The 17,349-nt window shown below is 66.0% G+C and carries 20 protein-coding genes; 12 read left to right on the plus strand and 8 right to left on the minus strand.

The genetic code is table 11. From position 1 onward, the window contains the following. The first annotated feature begins 12 nt into the window (after positions 1-12). From shn_RS19355 to shn_RS19370, 4 genes are all read left to right on the plus strand, one after another. Positions 13-1,194: an acetyl-CoA C-acetyltransferase gene (locus tag shn_RS19355; RefSeq protein ID WP_064331871.1), complete on the plus strand. Its 1,182-nt coding sequence runs from the start codon at positions 13-15 to the stop codon at positions 1,192-1,194. An 87-nt stretch (positions 1,195-1,281) separates the two neighbouring features. Further along, positions 1,282-2,007: a beta-ketoacyl-ACP reductase gene (locus shn_RS19360; RefSeq protein ID WP_064331872.1), complete on the plus strand. Its 726-nt coding sequence runs from the start codon at positions 1,282-1,284 to the stop codon at positions 2,005-2,007. 78 nt (positions 2,008-2,085) lie between these two features. Then, positions 2,086-2,394, plus strand: a complete 309-nt coding sequence (locus shn_RS19365) for a 4a-hydroxytetrahydrobiopterin dehydratase (RefSeq protein WP_064331873.1) — start codon at positions 2,086-2,088, stop codon at positions 2,392-2,394. 72 nt (positions 2,395-2,466) lie between these two features. Next, complete coding sequence (locus shn_RS19370) at positions 2,467-2,856, plus strand: YkvA family protein (protein ID WP_064331874.1); 390 nt, start codon at positions 2,467-2,469, stop codon at positions 2,854-2,856. A 70-nt stretch (positions 2,857-2,926) separates the two neighbouring features. Here the strand turns inward: shn_RS19370 and shn_RS35915 are convergent, their stop codons facing one another. Continuing rightward, the gene (locus shn_RS35915) at positions 2,927-3,187 is read right to left on the minus strand and encodes a hypothetical protein (protein WP_133034457.1); all 261 of its coding nucleotides are present in this window, start codon (positions 3,185-3,187) and stop codon (positions 2,927-2,929) included. Between the two features lie 54 nt (positions 3,188-3,241). Between shn_RS35915 and shn_RS19375 the strand changes: the two genes are divergently transcribed. From shn_RS19375 to shn_RS19400, 6 genes are all read left to right on the plus strand, one after another. Beyond that, a complete protein-coding gene (locus tag shn_RS19375) occupies positions 3,242-3,745 on the plus strand; it encodes an invasion associated locus B family protein (protein WP_064331875.1) in 504 nt (167 codons plus the stop codon). 228 nt (positions 3,746-3,973) lie between these two features. Next, complete coding sequence (gene rlmN, locus shn_RS19380) at positions 3,974-5,212, plus strand: 23S rRNA (adenine(2503)-C(2))-methyltransferase RlmN (protein ID WP_064331876.1); 1,239 nt, start codon at positions 3,974-3,976, stop codon at positions 5,210-5,212. Between the two features lie 335 nt (positions 5,213-5,547). Beyond that, the gene (locus tag shn_RS19385; RefSeq protein ID WP_064331877.1) at positions 5,548-6,501 is read left to right on the plus strand and encodes an ABC transporter substrate-binding protein; all 954 of its coding nucleotides are present in this window, start codon (positions 5,548-5,550) and stop codon (positions 6,499-6,501) included. Between the two features lie 126 nt (positions 6,502-6,627). Next, positions 6,628-7,506, plus strand: a complete 879-nt coding sequence (locus shn_RS19390) for an ABC transporter permease (protein WP_064331878.1) — start codon at positions 6,628-6,630, stop codon at positions 7,504-7,506. Continuing rightward, the gene (locus shn_RS19395) at positions 7,506-8,300 is read left to right on the plus strand and encodes an ABC transporter ATP-binding protein (protein ID WP_064331879.1); all 795 of its coding nucleotides are present in this window, start codon (positions 7,506-7,508) and stop codon (positions 8,298-8,300) included. Before shn_RS19390 ends, shn_RS19395 begins: the two co-directional genes overlap by 1 nt. A 59-nt stretch (positions 8,301-8,359) precedes the next feature. Continuing rightward, a complete protein-coding gene (locus shn_RS19400) occupies positions 8,360-8,971 on the plus strand; it encodes a DUF1287 domain-containing protein (RefSeq protein WP_064331880.1) in 612 nt (203 codons plus the stop codon). Positions 8,972-8,977: 6 nt separating this feature from the next. On the opposite strand, the gene shn_RS19405 is transcribed toward shn_RS19400, so the two are convergent. Further along, positions 8,978-9,619 (minus strand): LysE family translocator, encoded by a 642-nt coding sequence (locus shn_RS19405; RefSeq protein ID WP_064331881.1) that lies wholly within the window; start codon positions 9,617-9,619, stop codon positions 8,978-8,980. A 148-nt stretch (positions 9,620-9,767) separates the two neighbouring features. Continuing rightward, positions 9,768-10,619 carry an SDR family NAD(P)-dependent oxidoreductase gene (locus shn_RS19410; RefSeq protein WP_064331882.1) on the minus strand — a complete coding sequence of 284 codons (852 nt, stop codon included), beginning with the start codon at positions 10,617-10,619 and terminating at the stop codon, positions 9,768-9,770. 185 nt (positions 10,620-10,804) lie between these two features. Between shn_RS19410 and shn_RS19415 the strand changes: the two genes are divergently transcribed. Beyond that, positions 10,805-12,028, plus strand: a complete 1,224-nt coding sequence (locus shn_RS19415; RefSeq protein ID WP_064331883.1) for an argininosuccinate synthase — start codon at positions 10,805-10,807, stop codon at positions 12,026-12,028. Between the two features lie 71 nt (positions 12,029-12,099). Here shn_RS19415 and shn_RS19420 read toward each other — a convergent pair whose 3' ends face one another. The 5 genes from shn_RS19420 to shn_RS19435 form a co-directional block, all read right to left on the minus strand. Then, the gene (locus shn_RS19420) at positions 12,100-13,317 is read right to left on the minus strand and encodes a multidrug effflux MFS transporter (RefSeq protein WP_064331884.1); all 1,218 of its coding nucleotides are present in this window, start codon (positions 13,315-13,317) and stop codon (positions 12,100-12,102) included. Further along, entirely contained in the window at positions 13,314-13,799 is a 486-nt protein-coding gene (locus shn_RS19425; protein WP_064331885.1) for a MarR family winged helix-turn-helix transcriptional regulator, read from the minus strand. Before shn_RS19425 ends, shn_RS19420 begins: the two co-directional genes overlap by 4 nt. 33 nt (positions 13,800-13,832) lie before the next feature. Beyond that, complete coding sequence (locus tag shn_RS36470) at positions 13,833-14,009, minus strand: hypothetical protein (RefSeq protein ID WP_168168931.1); 177 nt, start codon at positions 14,007-14,009, stop codon at positions 13,833-13,835. A 63-nt stretch (positions 14,010-14,072) separates the two neighbouring features. After that, on the minus strand, positions 14,073-15,464 hold the full coding sequence (locus shn_RS19430; RefSeq protein ID WP_064331886.1) for a sensor histidine kinase: 1,392 nt from the start codon (positions 15,462-15,464) through the stop codon (positions 14,073-14,075). Beyond that, entirely contained in the window at positions 15,461-16,135 is a 675-nt protein-coding gene (locus shn_RS19435; protein WP_064331887.1) for a response regulator transcription factor, read from the minus strand. The genes shn_RS19430 and shn_RS19435 overlap by 4 nt, the downstream gene beginning before the upstream one ends. Positions 16,136-16,213: 78 nt before the next feature. On the opposite strand from shn_RS19435, the gene shn_RS19440 reads away from it, so the two are divergent. Next, positions 16,214-17,281 (plus strand): ABC transporter substrate-binding protein, encoded by a 1,068-nt coding sequence (locus shn_RS19440; protein ID WP_064331888.1) that lies wholly within the window; start codon positions 16,214-16,216, stop codon positions 17,279-17,281. Positions 17,282-17,349: the final 68 nt, after the last annotated feature.

Genomic DNA, 17,349 nt, shown 5'->3' on the forward strand with positions numbered 1-17,349 from the left:
GAGGAAGCACATATGAGCACCCCATCCATCGTCATCGCAAGCGCCGGCCGCACCGCGGTCGGTTCCTTCAACGGAGCCTTCGCCAACACGCCTGCCCACGAGCTCGGGGCGGCGGTCATTTCGGCGGTTCTGGAGCGCGCGGGCGTGGCAGTGGGCGAGGTGGACGAGGTGATCCTCGGCCAGGTCCTGCCGGCCGGCGAAGGCCAGAACCCGGCCCGCCAGGCCGCCATGAAGGCCGGCATCCCGCAGGAGGCGACCGCCTGGGGCATGAACCAGCTCTGCGGCTCGGGCCTGCGCGCGGTCGCGCTCGGCATGCAGCAGATCGCCACGGGCGATGCGAACATCATCGTCGCCGGCGGCATGGAATCCATGTCCATGGCGCCGCACTGCGCGCACCTGCGCGGTGGCGTGAAGATGGGCGATTTCAAGATGATCGACACGATGATCAAGGACGGCCTGACCGACGCCTTCTACGGCTATCACATGGGCATCACCGCCGAGAACGTCGCCAAGCAGTGGCAGCTTTCGCGCGACGAGCAGGATGCCTTCGCGGTTTCCTCGCAGAACAAGGCCGAGGCCGCCCAGAAGGACGGCCGCTTCAAGGACGAGATCGTCCCCTTCATCGTCAAGGGCCGCAAGGGCGACGTCACGGTCGACGCCGACGAATATATCCGTCATGGCGCGACGCTCGATTCGATGGCCAAGCTGCGGCCCGCCTTCGACAAGGAAGGCACCGTGACGGCCGCCAATGCCTCCGGCATCAATGACGGCGCCGCCGCCGCCCTCCTGATGAGCGAAGCCGAAGCCTCACGCCGCGGCATCCAGCCGCTCGCCCGCATCGTCTCCTGGGCGACCGCCGGCGTCGACCCGAAGATCATGGGCACCGGCCCGATCCCCGCCTCCCGCAAGGCGCTGGAGCGCGCTGGCTGGAAGATCGGCGACCTCGACCTCGTGGAAGCCAACGAGGCCTTCGCCGCCCAGGCCTGCGCCGTCAACAAGGACCTCGGCTGGGATCCTTCGATCGTCAACGTCAACGGCGGCGCCATCGCCATCGGTCACCCGATCGGTGCCTCCGGCGCCCGCATCCTCAACACGCTCCTCTTCGAGATGAAGCGCCGCGGCGCCAGGAAGGGCCTTGCCACGCTCTGCATCGGCGGCGGCATGGGCGTGGCGATGTGCGTTGAGAGCATGTAAGCATTAGCTTACGGACTGCTTTGCCATGACCCGCCGCCGGCGGGGCGACGGGTCGACTCGAAAAACAGTTTCAGGGGAGTGAGCCACATGAGCAGGGTAGCATTGGTAACGGGCGGATCGCGGGGCATCGGCGCGGCCATTTCGGTGGCGCTGAAGGCCGCGGGATACACGGTGGCCGCGAACTATGCCGGCAATGACGATGCCGCGAACGCCTTCAAGGCGGAGACCGGCATCCCGGTCTACAAATGGGACGTTTCGAGCTACGAATCCTGCGTCGAGGGGATCGGCAAGGTGGAGGCCGACCTCGGTCCGGTGGACATCCTCGTCAACAATGCGGGCATCACCCGCGACGCGATGTTCCACAAGATGACCCCGGACCAGTGGGGCGCGGTGATCAACACCAACCTCACCGGCCTCTTCAACATGACCCATCCGGTCTGGTCCGGCATGCGCGACCGCAGCTTCGGCCGCGTCATCAACATCTCCTCGATCAACGGCCAGAAGGGCCAGATGGGCCAGGCGAACTATTCCGCCGCCAAGGCCGGCGACCTCGGCTTCACCAAGGCGCTCGCCCAGGAAGGCGCCGCCAAGGGCATCACGGTCAACGCCATCTGCCCGGGTTACATCGGCACCGAAATGGTGCGCGCCATCCCGGAAAAGGTGCTGAACGAGCGGATCATCCCGCAGATCCCGGTCGGCCGCCTCGGCGAGCCGGACGAGATCGCCCGCATCGTCGTCTTCCTCGCCTCGGACGATGCCGGCTTCATCACCGGCTCGACCATCTCGGCTAATGGCGGCCAGTTCTTCGTCTGACCGCCTTTCATCGCAAACGGAACACGGCGCCTTCGGGCGCCGTTTTCCATGGTAGGATCGACCGGAAAGGAGCGCGCCATGAAACAGGAAAAGCTGAGCGAAGAGGCGATCGCCGCGGCGATCGCGGCCCTTGACGGCTGGACCCGCTCGGATGACGGCATCGCCATCCAGAAGACATTCAAGTTCAAGACCTTCCGCGAGGCCTTCGGCTTCATGACCGAGGGCGCGCTGGCGGCGGAAAAATTCAACCATCATCCCGAATGGTTCAACGTCTACAACCGCGTCGAGGTGCGCCTCACGAACCACGATGCGGGTGGTCTCACCGAGCTCGATGTCAAGCTGGCGACCGCAATGGACAAGGCGGCGGCCCTGCGCACGAAGAGTTGAAGACCCGTGAAGCCGTTCCCATATCATTCCCGCCGGGTTTTTTCCGGCATCGCCACCTGAAGGAGGCCGTGCATGGATGATGTGAAGATCGGCGAGATCCTTCTGCCGGGAGACGAGGACGAGCAGGAGCGTCAGGAGAACCGCGTGAAGAAGCGGTTCTGGCCGGTCCTCAAGCGCGCGATGCGGCAGGTGCCGTTCTCCCGCGATCTCGTCGCCGCCTACTATTGCGCGCTGGATCCCCGCACGCCGACCAAGGTACGCGGCATCCTGCTCGCCGCCCTCGCCTATTTCGTATTGCCGCTCGACGGCATTCCGGATTTCTTCGCGCTGGTCGGCTTTTCCGACGACATCGCCGTGCTGACGGCCGCCTTCGCCGCCATCCGCGGGCATATCCGCGAAGACCACTACGTGGCCGCCGACAAGGCGCTCGCGGACGAGCCGGATGCGCAGCCGGCCGGCTGAACCCGGCCGCCGCCCTTCCCGCGCTCGACCTCAGGGCGAGAAGTCAAATTCTTGCCCTATTCCTTGTGCCTTAAATGGCCTCGACGGGTTCTATCTCACCAAATGGGGACTGGGCACGCGCGCCTTTCTCAGCAGTTCCGGCAAACAGGCGAAGCGGAATTGCACCAACGAAGAGCGGCGGCGTTTCTGGAAGGCAGCGGCGTATTTCGACGCAAATTTGTCCCGGTGCGGCGCGGCAGACCTTTGTAAAATGAATGCATGTTGACGGTTTGGTAACCTGAATTAAGTCAAAATAAATCAAATCGTCATCATGCGTGGCCGACACCGGCATCGAGGGCACCGCCTTCGGCCGGGCAATCACTGGCAAGACAACCGGCAGGAAAACATGTTCGTAAGAAAGCTCGCAACCGCACTCGCCCTCGTCGTCGTGACCGCAGGCGTTGCCTCGGCCCAGACGCCGACGCGCATTCAGCAGTTCAATGCCTGGGGTGCCTATTCCTACCAGGCAAAGGGCGGCAAGGTCTGCTACGTGCTGTCGGTGCCGAAGGAGAAGAACCCGGCCGGCGTCGACCACGGCGACGTCTTCTTCCTCGTCTCCCAGCGCCCGGGCCAGAACATCAGCTACGAGCCGCAGGCGATGATGGGCTATCCGCTGCAGGAGGCCTCCAAGGTCAACGTCGTCATCGACGGGCGCACCTTCGTGATGTTCACCAAGGGCAATTCGGCCTGGGTGGAGAACGCCGCGGAAGAGCCGGCCCTCGTTGCGGCCATGAAGGGCGGCAGGGACATGCAGGTCCAGGCGAAATCCCGCCGCGGCACGGGCACGTCCTACTCCTATTCGCTGTCGGGCATTTCGGCGGCGCTGAAGCAGATCGAAAGCTGCCGTTGATCCGTCTTGCAGGCAGAAACGGAAAAGGCCGGCGCCTCCGCCGGCCTTTTCGTTTTCAGCGGCCGGGCGGACAGGTGACTTTGTGCCGGAACAATGCTAAAGGGCCGGCAACCGGGCCTTGCGCCGCATCGAGCGGCACCGGCAGGCCCCCAATGAACTTCTATCGAGCATGGACCGCTTGCGGCGCAGGAACCTGCGCCGGCGTGCCATGATCTTGAGGATGACCCGATGGCAAGCATGGACTTTCTCAACACGGCCGAGCCCGTCAAGGCGCCGCTCGTGCGCACCCTTCCCGCCGCTGAAAAGCCCTCGCTGATCGGCCTTTCGCGCGAGGAGATGGGCCGCGCGCTCGTCGAAAAGGGCGTCAACGAGCGCCAGGTGAAGATGCGCGTCAGCCAGCTCTGGCACTGGCTCTATGTGCGCGGCGTTTCCGATTTCGACGACATGACCAATGTCTCCAAGGACATGCGCGAAATGCTGAAGACGCATTTCACCATCGCCCGTCCCGAGATCGTCGACGAGCAGATCTCCAGCGACGGCACCCGCAAATGGCTCTTGCGCTTCCCCCCGCGCGGCGCCGGCCGGCCGGTCGAGATCGAAACCGTCTACATTCCCGAGGAAGGCCGCGGCACGCTCTGCATTTCCAGCCAGGTCGGCTGCACGCTCACCTGCTCCTTCTGTCACACCGGCACGCAGAAGCTGGTGCGCAACCTGACGGCCGAGGAAATCCTCTCGCAGTTGCTGCTCGCCCGCGACCGGCTGGGCGATTTCCCGGACCGCGACACGCCGGCCGGCGCCATCGTGCCGGCGGAAGGGCGCAAGGTCTCCAACATCGTCATGATGGGCATGGGCGAGCCGCTCTACAATTTCGAGAGCGTCAAGACGGCGCTGCTGATCGCCACCGACGGCGACGGCCTGTCGCTCTCCAAGCGCCGCGTGACGCTGTCGACCTCGGGCATCGTGCCGGAGATCTACCGGACCGGCTCGGAGATCGGCGTCATGCTGGCCATCTCGCTGCATGCCGTGCGCGACGACCTGCGCGACATGCTGGTGCCGATCAATAAAAAATATCCGCTAAAGGAGCTGCTGGACGCCTGCCGCGCCTATCCGAGCCTGTCGAACGCCCGGCGCATCACCTTCGAATATGTGATGCTGAAGGACGTCAACGACACGCTGGAGGATGCCAAGCTGCTGGTGCAGTTGTTGAAGGGCATTCCCGCGAAGATCAACCTCATCCCCTTCAATCCCTGGCCGGGCACCAACTACCAGTGTTCGGACTGGGAGCAGATCGAGCGTTTCGCCGATTTCATCAACCAGGCGGGCTATGCCTCGCCGATCCGCACCCCGCGCGGTCGCGACATCCTCGCCGCCTGCGGCCAGCTGAAATCGGAATCCGAGCGCATGCGCAAGGTCGACCGCATGGCCTTCGAGGCGATGATGATCGTCGGGCACGGCGAGGACGACTGAGGGGCCTTCATCCGGTCGCGCCGGGGGCCGCATCCTCCCGAGGTTGAGAACCTCTCTTCCATCATGCTCGGGCTTGACCCGAGCATCCACGCCGCGGGTGTCAGGTAGATCCTCGGCTCGGGGCCGAGGATGACGAAGTGGGTGGGCAATGCCTGCCGGCCATCCTCCCCGTGCGAGACGCTTCTCCGAGGGGCGGGCGCGGACAATGCCCCTTGTTCGGCACTTTGCCGCACCCATCCCATCATGAATTGTGATTGAAGCAGTCGATTCCGAGAATTGATTTGAAGGCACGTTTTGCCTAGAACCAGCCTAAAATCATTCTAGGGAGACCATCCATGCGCCACCTTCTGCTCGCTTTCGCGGCCACGCTCGCGATTTCGCTGCCGGCCAAGGCCGAGGACGTCACGGTTGCCGTGACCGCCATCGTCGAACATCCGGCCCTCGACGCCGCCCGTGACGGCGTGAAGGAAGCGCTGGAGGCCGCCGGCTACAAGGAAGGCGAGAACCTGAAGTTCCTCTACGAATCGGCGCAGGGCAACCCCGCGACGGCCGCGCAGATCGCCCGCCAGTTCGCCGGTGAGGACCCCAGCGTCATCGTGCCGATCTCCACGCCGTCCGCCCAGGCCGTGGTTTCCGCGACGAAGGACATCCCGGTCGTCTTCACGGCCGTCTCCGACCCGCTCGGCGCACAGCTCGTCAAGGACATGGACAAGCCCGGCGGCAATGTCACCGGCCTGTCCGACATGTCGCCGGTCGCCGAGCACCTGGCGCTGATCAAGGAAATCCTGCCCGAAGCCAAAACGATCGGCTACCTCTACAATTCGGGTGAGGCGAATTCGGTGTCGCTGCTCGCCGTCTTGAAGGAAGAGGCCGAGAAGGCCGGCCTGACCGTCGTCGAATCCGCCGCCACCAAGTCCGCCGAAGTCCAGGGTGCCGCCCGCGCGCTCGTCGGCCGCGCCGATGCGATCTACATCCCGACGGACAACACGATCATCTCCGCGCTGGAAGGCGCGGTCGCCGTTGCCGAGGAGGCAAAGCTGCCGCTCTTCACCGCCGACACGGATTCCGTCTCGCGCGGCGCCATCGCGGCGCTCGGCTTCAACTACAAGGACGTCGGCCGACAGACCGGCGAAGTCGTCGTGCGCATCCTCAAGGGCGAGAACCCGGGCGACATCGCCGTGAAGGTTGCCGCCGGCACCGACCTCGTCGTCAACAAGGGTGCTGCCGCCAAGATGGGCGTCACGCTTCCGGAAGCCGTCGTCGGCCGCGCGACCCGCGTGATCGAATAAGCCCGGGTTTCCCGGACATTTCCAATCGGAATCAACCGCTGCCGGATCGCCCGGCAGCGGTTGATCTGTTAAGAAGGCCCTTCCCGCGGAAAATGCGGAACGGGTGACAAAGAGAAAGCCGAAACCGTGAGCCTGATTGCCTTCTGGGGTGCCGTCGAACTGGGGCTGGTCTATGCCTTCGTCGCGATCGGCGTCTACCTTGCCTTCCGCGTGCTGGATTTTCCGGATCTCACGGTGGACGGCTCGTTTCCGCTCGGCGCGGCCGTCGCAGCCGTGCTGATCATCGCAGGCGTCAACCCGTGGATCGCCGCCGCGGTCGCCATGGTGGCCGGCGCCATTGCCGGCCTCGTCACGGCGATGCTGAACGTGCGCTTCCGCATCCTCAACCTGCTCGCCTCGATCCTGACCATGATCGCGCTCTTCTCGGTCAACCTGCGCGTCATGGGCAAGCCGAACGTCGCGCTGATCAATGCCGACACGATGATCAGCCCGTTCTTCGGCCATGGGCTGCGCGATTTCTACGTCCGCCCGCTCTTCGTCGGCATCCTGGTCGTCGTCGCGGTCGTGGTCGTCTGGCGCTTCCTGGAAAGCGATGCCGGCCTCTCGATGCGCGCGACGGGGGCGAATGCCCGCATGGCCCGCGCGCAGGGCGTCGACACCAACCGCCAGATCTATCTCGGCATCGCGCTCTCCAATGCGCTCGTCGCACTCGGCGGTGCGCTCTTTGCCCAGACGAACGGCTTTGCAGATGTCACCTCGGGCGTCGGCACCATCGTGGTCGGCCTTGCCGCCGTCATCATCGGCGAGACGCTGTTCGGTGCCAGGGGCATCCTCATCGCGCTGATCGGCTGCGTGCTCGGCTCGATCCTCTACCGCATCGCCATCCAGCTCGCGCTCTCCTCCGACGTGCTCGGCCTCCAGGCCTCCGACCTCAATTTCGTGACGGCCCTGCTCGTCACCGTAGCGCTCGTCCTGCCGCGCCTTCGCCGCGGGGGAGCCGCCTGATGATCTCCGTTTCCGATATCAAGGTCGTCTTCGGCAAGGGCACACCACTGCAGAAGCAGGCGCTGAACGGCGTCAGCCTCACCATCGAGGAAGGCCAGTTCGTCACCGTCATCGGCTCGAACGGCGCCGGCAAGTCGACGCTGCTCGGTGTTCTCGCCGGCGATGTCATCGCCACCGAAGGCCAGGTCAAGATCGGCACGACGGACGTGACCCGCCAGGGCACCGCCGCCCGCGCAGGCCGCGTCGCCCGCGTCTTCCAGGACCCGCTGACGGGCAGTTGCGGCGCGCTTTCCATCGAGGAGAACCTTGCGCTCGCCGCCCGCCGCGGCGAACGGCGCGGCCTTGCCTCCGCCCTCGGCCCCCAGCGCCGTACACTTTTCCGCGAGCGCATCGCCGAACTGAACCTCGGCCTCGAAAACCGCATGCGCGACCGGATGGACCTGCTCTCCGGCGGCCAGCGCCAGGCCGTCTCGCTCGTCATGGCGACGCTCGCCGGCTCCGACGTGCTGCTGCTCGACGAGCACACCGCGGCGCTCGATCCCGGCATGGCCGAGTTCATCATGACCCTCACGCAGAAGATCGTCTCCGAGCGCAGGCTGACGACGCTGATGGTGACGCATTCCATGCGCCAGGCGCTGGACTACGGCCACCGCACCGTCATGCTGCACGGCGGCGAGATCGTTCTCGACGTCGCTGGCGACAGCCGCAAGACGCTGCAGGTCGAGGACCTGATCGCCATGTTCCGCAAGATGCGTGGCCAGACGCTGGACGACGACGCGCTGCTGATCGGCTGAGGTGCCAACAAAGCGCCCGATTCCCTGCGCAGCGTGCCGCCTTGGAGAAGGAGGCGCCCATGCTGTTTCGTCGCACGCTGCTTGCAGGCGGCCTGGTCTCGGGGGCCGCCCTCGTTTTGCCGGCGGGCTTGCGGGCACAACCGGCCGAAGACGGCGCGCAAAAACTCGTGGTCGCGGCGCGGCGGCAGATCGGCGTCACGCTGACCTATGATCCCGCCTATTCCCGGCTGGACTATCCCGGCGGCGACGTGCCGCGGGAGCGGGGCGTGTGCACCGATGTCATCGTGCGCGCCTATCGCGACGGCCTTGCCATCGATCTCCAGGTCCTCGTGCACGAGGACATGCGCAAGGCCTTTTCCGCCTATCCGGCGCTCTGGGGCCTGAAGCGCACCGACCGCAACATCGACCATCGCCGCGTACCGAACCTGCAGACCTTCCTGAAGCGGGCGGGTGCCGCCCTGCCGGCCAGCAGGGATAGCGCGGACTACCGGCCGGGCGACATCGTCTCGCAGATGCTGCCGGGCAACCTGCCGCATATCGGCATCGTGGCGGACGACCGCAGTGCCGACGGCGCGCGCCCCCTCCTCGTGCACAATATCGGTGCCGGGGCGCGGCTGGAGGACGTGCTCTTCGCCTATCCCCTCACCGGTCACTACCGCTACCGGGTGTGACCCCGCTCAGCGCGCCTGCGTGAACAGGATCTTCGCCGCGAAGACGGAGAAGACGCCGGCAAAGGTATAGTCGATGCCGCGCAGCACCCTGGGGTTCCGCTGGAGCCAGGATGCCAGCTTGTCGGCGGCGAGGATCACCAGGATGTTCACGGGTATGCCGACGACAATGAAGAACAGGCCGAGGAAAATCAGCTTGCCGGTGACATCGGGATCGCCCGCGCTGATGAACTGCGGCAGGAAGGTCATGAAGAAGATGATGACCTTCGGATTGAGCAGGTTCACCCAGAAGCCGCTGGAAATATTGGCAAGCGCCGTCCCGCGCGGCCCCGCCGTCGCCTTGACGGAGAGGCTGGAGCCGTAGCGGATCGCCTGGATGGCCAGCCACAGGAGATAGGCGGCGCCACCGGTCTTCAGCATCAGGAAGGCGGTCGGCGAGGCCGTGATGAGGGCGGAGATGCCGAAGGCGACCAGCAGCGTGTGCACCACGATGCCGAGGCTGGTGCCGGCCACCACATAGAGCGCCGGCCCGCGCCCCTGCGAGAGCGCACGGCTGATCGACAGCGTCATGTCGGGACCGGGCGTCATCGCGAGCAGCAGGCTCGCGGCCGTGAAGGCGAGAAGCGTCGGAAGCGTGGGCAGGAAGTCCATGGCGAAGCCCTGAAAGCCGGAGGAGGTGAAAAACCTCTAATCCGGCTTTCCGGAAAACGCCAATCAAAGTCTATGATCGGCTGTAACGGCAATCCTTTGTCCCCTCACCCGTCGCCCTGTCGGGATGCCTGGGCAAGGCTCGCCGGCATCAGGCGCCTTCGACGAAGGCGCGGAACTTTTCGGCATAGTCCTTGTGCCAGCGCGACAGCGGCGGGCGGTTCTCGATGACATCGCCGACCGCCCAGGCCATGCGGCGCTCGTCAAGCGCGCGCGGCACGTCGTTGTCCGGGCACAGGATGTAGAAATCGCCGCGCTCCAGGCTCTGCATCATGAAATCGACGGTCTGGGCCGGCGTCCAGGCGGCATCCGGCTTTTCCGTCCGCTCGCCCTTCGTCAGCTCGGTGAAGACGAAGCCGGGGATCAGGAGATGGGCCGAGAGCCGTGCCCCCGCCGTGTTGCGCAATTCGTGCTGGAGCGCCTCGGTGAAGACCTTCACGCCGGCCTTGGAGACATTGTAGGCGGGGTTGCCGGGCGGCGTGGTGATGCCCTGCTTGGAGCCGGTATTGATGATGAGACCCGGTTCGCCATGGGCCAGCATGTTCGGGCCGAAGACCTGCGTGCCGTGGATGACACCCATCAGGTTGACGGCGAGGATATGGTCCCAGTTCGCCTCGGCGCTGAAGATGGAGGTGTCCGGCTGGATGCCGGCATTGTTCATCAGCACATGCACGCGCCCGAAGCGTTGCAGCACGGCGCGCTCCAGCGCCTCCAGCTCATGCCGGTGCGCGACGTCCGTCTCCACGGCCATGACATTCGCCTCGCCGGCGATGGTTTCGAGCTCGACGCGGGCTTCGCCCAGCCGGTCGACATTGCGGTCCGCGATGGCAACGCACATGCCGGCCTCGGCGAAACGTTTTGCGGCGGCAAGGCCGATGCCGGCGGCCCCGCCGGTGATGACGGCGACATTGGATTCCTTGAGAATGTCTTGAACGTTCGTCATGGGATCATCCCCTTCCATGGTCCACTCGGGAAGATATGGGGTCTATGCCGACAGGGTCAAATCCGCCCGCGCGCCGCCATGCGGCGGCACGCGCCCTTGCGTCACGCGCCAATCTCGCTAAAAGTGCCGCGACACCGGGCTTTCGCGGGTTTGCCGCGTCCCTCCATGCAACGGACCTCATCACCATGGCATCACACAAAGACGTGAAGAAAGTCGTGCTGGCCTATTCGGGCGGCCTCGACACCTCGATCATCCTGAAATGGCTCCAGACCGAACTTGGCGCGGAAGTCGTGACCTTCACCGCCGATCTCGGCCAGGGCGAAGAGCTGGAGCCGGCGCGCAAGAAGGCCGAGATGCTCGGCATCAAGGAGATCTTCATCGAGGACGTGCGCGAGGAATTCGTGCGCGATTTCGTCTTCCCGATGTTCCGCGCCAATGCCGTCTACGAGGGCGTCTACCTGCTCGGCACCTCGATCGCCCGCCCGCTGATCTCCAAACATCTCATCGAGATCGCCGCCAAGACCGGCGCCGACGCCATCGCCCACGGCGCGACCGGCAAGGGCAACGACCAGGTCCGCTTCGAGCTGTCCGCCTATGCGCTGAACCCCGACATCAAGATCATCGCACCCTGGCGCGACTGGTCGTTCAAGAGCCGCACGCATCTCCTGGAATTCGCCGAGCAGCACCAGATCCCGGTCGCCAAGGACAAGAAAGGCGAAGCGCCGTTCTCGGTCGACGCGAACCTCTTGCACTCCTCTTCCGAGGGCAAGGTGCTGGAAGACCCGGCCGTCGAGGCACCGGAATATGTGCATATGCGCACCATTTCCCCGGAATCCGCACCGGACAAGGCGACCGTCATCAAGGTCGGCTTCGAGCGCGGCGATGCCGTCTCCATCAACGGCGTGCGCATGTCGCCGGCGACGCTTTTGGCGACCCTCAACAATTACGGCCGCGACAACGGCATCGGCCGCCTCGACCTCGTGGAAAACCGCTTCGTCGGCATGAAATCGCGCGGCGTCTACGAGACGCCCGGCGGCACGATCCTGCTCGCCGCGCACCGCGCCATCGAATCGATCACGCTCGACCGCGGCGCCGCGCATCTCAAGGACGAGCTGATGCCGCGCTATGCCGAGCTGATCTATTACGGCTTCTGGTTCTCACCGGAGCGCGAGATGCTGCAGGCCCTCATCGACAAGAGCCAGGAGCATGTCGAGGGCGAAGTGACGCTGAAGCTCTACAAGGGCAATGTCATGGTCATCGGCCGCGAATCGGACAAGTCGCTCTATTCCGACAAGCTGGTCACCTTCGAGGACGACCAGGGCGCCTACGACCAGAAGGATGCCGCCGGCTTCATCAAGCTGAACGCGCTGCGCCTGCGCACGCTCGCTGCCCGCAAGCGCCGCGGCTGATCGCCGGATCGCGACCAGACAAGAGGCCCGCTGCCGTTCCCGGCAGCGGGCCTTTTCGTTTCCGGCAGGCGTTATTCCGCCGGCTCGGCGGCAAGCTGCGCATCGCGGCTGCAGATCGCGTGATACCAGGCGTAGGACAGGATCCCCATCAGGCCCATGGCAGGAATGATGGTGCCGAAGGCGAAAAGCGGCATGCCGATGGCGGCGGCAAGCAGGCCCGCAAGAAAGCCGGCCCCCATCTGGATGAAGCCCATGGCCGCGGAAGCCGAACCGGCGATCTCGGGGAAGGGCTCCATGGCGGCCGTCATCATATAGGGCATGACGAAGGCGATGCCGAAGGCGTAGATGCCGACCGGCCCCATGACGCTGAGGAAGCTCGGCGTCAGCAGATGCGACGTGAGCGCGATCAAAAAGCTGGCAAAGCCGATGAAGCAAAGGCCGGGCAGGACGATCCGGGCGGGCGCGACCGTGCGCATCAGAAGGCGCACGCAGACCGTGCCGGCGAAGAAGAAACCCGACTGCATGAGCATGCCGACGCCGAACTCCGTCGGCGTCAGGCCGACCGTGCCGATCAGGACGAAGGGCAGCATGGTCGCCTGGCCGTAGAGCGCCCCGACCGCGCCGGCCATGACGAGCGTGGCGGAAACGAAGCGGCGGCTCGTGGCAAGCGCTGCGTAGCCCGCAAGGATCGGGCCGATGCGGCCCTTCGCCGGATCCCGCACCGTGGTCTCGGCCATAAAGAAATAGACCGCACCGCAGGCCGCCAGCGCAAAGCCCACCATCAGGAAGAAGATCGACTGCCAGCCGAACAGGCCGAGCGCAAAGCCGCCGAGCGTCGGCGAGACGGCCGGGCCGACGGCCAGCATCATGCCGACCATGTTCATGATGCGGGCGGCCTCGGTGCCCGTGAACTGGTCGCGCACGATGGCGCGCGAGACGGTCATGCCGACCGACGCGCCGATGCCCTGCACGAGACGGCCGGCCAGGAGCACGCCGACGCTCGGCGCGAAGGCCGCCATCAAGCTGCCGGCGAGATAGACGGTCATGAAGATCAGGGTGGTCTTCCGCCGGCCGAGCACGTCCGACATGGTGCCGGAGACGAGCTGCGACAGCGCGAAACCGGCGAAATAGAGCGAAAGCGTCAGCTTGATCGCCGATTCCGTCGAGGAGAAGGCGCGCACAAGCTCCGGCATGGCCGGCGTATAGAGCGCCATGGAAACGGGACCGAGCGCGACGAGGAAGGCGGCGATGACGCTGGTGCGGCGCTCGCTCATGCGCGGCGTCGTCATCGGCCGGCGTCCTTTGCGAGCGCCGGAGCGGCGCTATCCTCCTCAAGGGCACAGAGATTCGCGCGCAGCCGCTTCAGCCGGTCGCGGATCAGTTCCAGCTCCTCCGGGCCGATGCCGCTCGTCACATGCTCCATCAGCTCGATCTGCTCGGTGCGGATACTGGCGATGAGGGCGCCGGCCGCCGGCGTGGTGAAGATCAGCTTGGCCCGGCGATCGGCCGGGTCGGGACGGCGCTCGATGAAGCCGAGGCTCTGCAGGCGGTCGAGATAGGTCGAGAGCGTCATCGGCTCGATGCCCATGCGCTGGGCGATGTCGAGCTGGCGGCTGCCCTCCAGCGTGGCGATGCGCACAAGGGTGCGCGCCTCGCCCGGCGTGAGGCCGAGACCGGCGGTGGCGATGCGGCGCTCGAAAGCGCTGCGCAGCATGCGGGCAACGTCGATGAGGACGAAACCGAGGGCGTCGGGATCGGGTCGAGAGGACATGTTCACTTTCTGGCTTATTGTAAGCGTAGCTTACTATGCATTGCCGGAAGGAACAACCGCCAAGCCACGACTGCGGCGCATGGCTGCCTTGCGAAACGGCAAATTTTTCGGGCACCACCCGAATGAAAATAACCGGAATGCTGAAAATTCAATAGGATAATCGGCATTCTCGACCTGCCATTCGGCACCGTCATGGCTGCCCTGCTTCAAGCTCGGCGCCCCTTCGCCAGAGAAGGGCAGGAGGGCGGCGCGCCCTCCCGGACAGCAGCCGTCCTAACCATCCACCGCGGGGAAGCGGATCGTCACGCAGAGGCCCCGGCCGTCCGCACCGCTGTCCAGCACCATCGTCGCATCGAACAGGGCGGCGATTTCCTCCACGATGGGCAGGCCGAGGCCCATGCCCGGCGCATCGCGATGCTCGCCGCGGGAGAAGCGCTGGCGCACGAGGCCGCGGCGTTCGGGCGGAATGCCGGGACCATTATCCTCCACGCCGAGAAGCACGGCACCCGCGGCGCGGCGCACGCGAACCGTCACCTCCGCCCCGTTGCCGGCATAGGCGATGGCGTTTTCCAGGAGATTGCGCAGGAGCTCGCCGAAAAGCAGCGGCTCGGCGCGGGCGAAGGCAGGTCCCTCTCCCTCGAAGCCGAGATCGATGCCGGCCTCGGCGGCCGTGGGCACGCGGTCGGCGGTGAGCTGCTGGGCGAGTGCGGCGATATCGACCGGCGCCGTCTTCTGCGGCTCGTTGGAGCCGGCGGCATCGATCTTGGCCATCAGCAGGAGCTGGGCGAGGATACGCTCGGCATGAGCGACGGCGGCATCGCCCTTGCGGGCGGCCTCCTGCGCCTCCTCCAGCGTGCCGGCGCGGCTCGCCAGCGCGAGCTGGGTGCGGATGATGGCGAGCGGCGTTCGCAGCTGGTGGCTGGCATTGCCGGAAAAATGCCGGAGCGCGTCGAGCGCCGATTGCAGGCGCACCATGAAGGAATTGACGGTATCGACGAGCCCCTGCACCTCGCTCGGCACGCGCTGCTCGATCGGGTGCAGGTCGTTCGGGCTGCGTTCGGCAATGGCGTCGCTGAGCCTGTAGAGCGGCCGGAGCGACACGGTGACGGCGATCCAGACGATGAGGGCGGCCCCCGCGATCATCATGGCAAGGCGCAGCGCCGACCGCAGCAGGATCGTCTGGGTCAGCTGGCGGCGGGCGATGGTGGTCTCGGCGACGGTGACGGCGAAGGGCACGGAATTGATGCCGGTCGACGCCGAACGCTGCAGCACCGCGATGCGGATCGGCTCGCCGCGGAAGGTCGCATCCCCAAAGCCCATCGGCTGGCCCGCCGTCTCCGGGATCGTCGGCAGGGTCTGGTAGCCGGTGATGAACTGGCCGGGCGGCCCGTCGACGCGGTAGAAGACCCGGTCCTGCGCGGCCGAGGTCAGCATTTCCAAGGCGACATAGGGAATGTCCACCTCGAGCGTGCCGTTCTCCGTCACCACGACCCGCTCGGCAATCGCCAGCGCCGACCCGGCGAGCACCCGGTCGGAAACCTCGTTCGCCGTCTTGACGGCCTCGTGATAGGTATCGACGAGCGCGACCGTGCCGATCACCGCCGTCGAGACGAGCAGCCAGAGCAGCAGGCGGCGGCGCAGCGATGAGGCCGGAAGGAGCGTCAAGCGGCGGGCGCCTTGTCGAGATAGTAGCCGATGCCGCGGGCGGTGCGCACGGTCAGCCCGTGCGGCGCCAGCCTCTTGCGGAGCCGGCTGACATATTGCTCGATGGCATTGGCCGAGAGATCGTCGTCGAAGGCGGCGAGCGATTGCATGATCGCTTCCTTGGCGACCACCTTTCCGGCGCGCATGAAGAGGATTTCGAGCAGGCCGAGTTCACGGGCGGGAATGTCGAGCGGCGCGCCGTCGGCGGAAAAGCTGCGCGAGTTGAGGTCCAGCACGACGCCGCCGAAGGTGATCGCCGCCGAGCGCAGCCCCGCCTGCCGGCGCAGCAGCATGCGCACGCGCGCCTCGAATTCCGAGATGTCGAAGGGTTTTATCATGTAGTCGTCGGCGCCGAGGTCGAGGCCGCGCACCCGCTCCTCCGGCGCGCCGCGGGCGGTGAGGATCAGGACGGCCGCCTTGCTCCGGCGCGCCCGCATGGCGCGCAGCACGTCGAGGCCGTCCATTTCGGGCAGCGTGAGGTCGAGGATGACGAGGTCGAAGCTCTCCGACGCGATGGCGGCATCGGCGGAGGCGCCGTCGCGCACCACGTCCACCGCATGCCCGGTGCCCTTCAGGATGGCGGACAGGCCATCCGCCAGGGCTTCGTTGTCCTCGACCAGCAGAATGCGCACGCCGTTCGTCCTCCCGCCGTGAACTTAACGGCGGGCGGCGCACTTGTGAACGGCCTCGCGCTTTGGCAAGGTCGCCCCATGCGTCTTGTCCTCATGCTTCTCGCGCTCCTGGCAGCGCCCCTGCCCGCATTTTCCGAGCCGGCCTTCTTCCCGGCCCGCAACGGCGATGCGGATGCGCCGGTGCTCGTCGTCTATTCCTCGCTGGACGAACCGCTCGCCCGGCCGATGATCGAGGGCTTCCAGCAGGCCAATCCGGATGTGGCGCTGCGCTATGACGAGATGCTGACCGGCGAGGTCTACGACCGCATCGTGCGCGAGACGGATGCCGGGGAGAAGACGGCCGATTTCGCCTTCTCCTCGGCGATGGACCTCCAGGTCAAGCTCAGCAATGACGGCTATGCCCAGCGCAGCGACCTGCCGATGAGCGACCGCTGGCCGGCCTGGGCCAACTGGCGCAACACCGCCTATGCGCTGACCTTCGAGCCCGCCGTCTTCGTCTACCACAAGCCGAGCTTCAAGGACGAGAAGCCGCCGGCCTCGCGCGCCGAGTTCGTCGACTACCTCAAGCGGCAGGGCGAGAAGGTCTACGGCCGCATCGGCACCTACGACATCGAGCGTTCCGGCGTCGGCTTCCTCTTCATGGCGCGCGATCAGGAGCAGTTCGGCGACATCTGGACGGTGATCCAGGCCATGGGGGCAGCGGGGGTGAAGCTCTATTCCACCAGCTCGGCCATCCTGGAGCGCGTCGCCGACGGGCGTTTCGTGCTCGGCTACAACATCCTCGGCTCCTACGCGGCGGACTGGGCCTCGCGCCATCCCGATGTCGGCATCGTGCTGCCGAAGGACTATACCGTCGTGATGTCGCGCATCGGCCTCGTGCCGCAGGCCGCCGCCTCCCCCGAACTCGGCCGGCGCTACCTCGCCTTCTTCATGTCGAAGGAGGGCCAGACGATCATGGCCCGCGAACTGCAGATCGCCGCCGTCAGCCCCGAAGTGTCGGGCACCAACACGGCGCGCACGATGAGCGCGCTGCTCGGCGCGCAGCTCAAGCCCGTACCTGTCAGCCCGGGCCTGATGGTCTATCTCGACCAGGTGAAGCGGGCCCGGCTCATCGCCCGCTGGAACGAGGTTCTGCGCACGCAGTAGCGCGAAGCGCGGCCATGCGGCAGCGCAATGTCAGGTAGATGTCAGCTTCCTGTGGTGCCTTTGGGCTC

Origin of the sequence: Shinella sp. HZN7 (assembly GCF_001652565.1) — a bacterium.
In the GTDB taxonomy this organism is placed as follows: domain Bacteria; phylum Pseudomonadota; class Alphaproteobacteria; order Rhizobiales; family Rhizobiaceae; genus Shinella; species Shinella granuli.

Excerpts from the sequence above, each read along its gene's own strand:
- shn_RS19355 (WP_064331871.1), top strand. The coding sequence starts at position 13 with ATGAGCACCCCATCCATCGTCATCGCAAGCGCCGGCCGCACCGCGGTC.
- shn_RS19360 (WP_064331872.1), top strand. The coding sequence starts at position 1,282 with ATGAGCAGGGTAGCATTGGTAACGGGCGGATCGCGGGGCATCGGCGCG.
- shn_RS19365 (WP_064331873.1), top strand. The coding sequence starts at position 2,086 with ATGAAACAGGAAAAGCTGAGCGAAGAGGCGATCGCCGCGGCGATCGCG.
- shn_RS19370 (WP_064331874.1), top strand. The coding sequence starts at position 2,467 with ATGGATGATGTGAAGATCGGCGAGATCCTTCTGCCGGGAGACGAGGAC.
- shn_RS35915 (WP_133034457.1), bottom strand. The coding sequence starts at position 3,187 with ATGCCGGTGTCGGCCACGCATGATGACGATTTGATTTATTTTGACTTA.
- shn_RS19375 (WP_064331875.1), top strand. The coding sequence starts at position 3,242 with ATGTTCGTAAGAAAGCTCGCAACCGCACTCGCCCTCGTCGTCGTGACC.
- rlmN (WP_064331876.1), top strand. The coding sequence starts at position 3,974 with ATGGCAAGCATGGACTTTCTCAACACGGCCGAGCCCGTCAAGGCGCCG.
- shn_RS19385 (WP_064331877.1), top strand. The coding sequence starts at position 5,548 with ATGCGCCACCTTCTGCTCGCTTTCGCGGCCACGCTCGCGATTTCGCTG.
- shn_RS19395 (WP_064331879.1), top strand. The coding sequence starts at position 7,506 with ATGATCTCCGTTTCCGATATCAAGGTCGTCTTCGGCAAGGGCACACCA.
- shn_RS19400 (WP_064331880.1), top strand. The coding sequence starts at position 8,360 with ATGCTGTTTCGTCGCACGCTGCTTGCAGGCGGCCTGGTCTCGGGGGCC.
- shn_RS19405 (WP_064331881.1), bottom strand. The coding sequence starts at position 9,619 with ATGGACTTCCTGCCCACGCTTCCGACGCTTCTCGCCTTCACGGCCGCG.
- shn_RS19410 (WP_064331882.1), bottom strand. The coding sequence starts at position 10,619 with ATGACGAACGTTCAAGACATTCTCAAGGAATCCAATGTCGCCGTCATC.
- shn_RS19415 (WP_064331883.1), top strand. The coding sequence starts at position 10,805 with ATGGCATCACACAAAGACGTGAAGAAAGTCGTGCTGGCCTATTCGGGC.
- shn_RS19420 (WP_064331884.1), bottom strand. The coding sequence starts at position 13,317 with ATGACGACGCCGCGCATGAGCGAGCGCCGCACCAGCGTCATCGCCGCC.
- shn_RS19425 (WP_064331885.1), bottom strand. The coding sequence starts at position 13,799 with ATGTCCTCTCGACCCGATCCCGACGCCCTCGGTTTCGTCCTCATCGAC.
- shn_RS19440 (WP_064331888.1), top strand. The coding sequence starts at position 16,214 with ATGCGTCTTGTCCTCATGCTTCTCGCGCTCCTGGCAGCGCCCCTGCCC.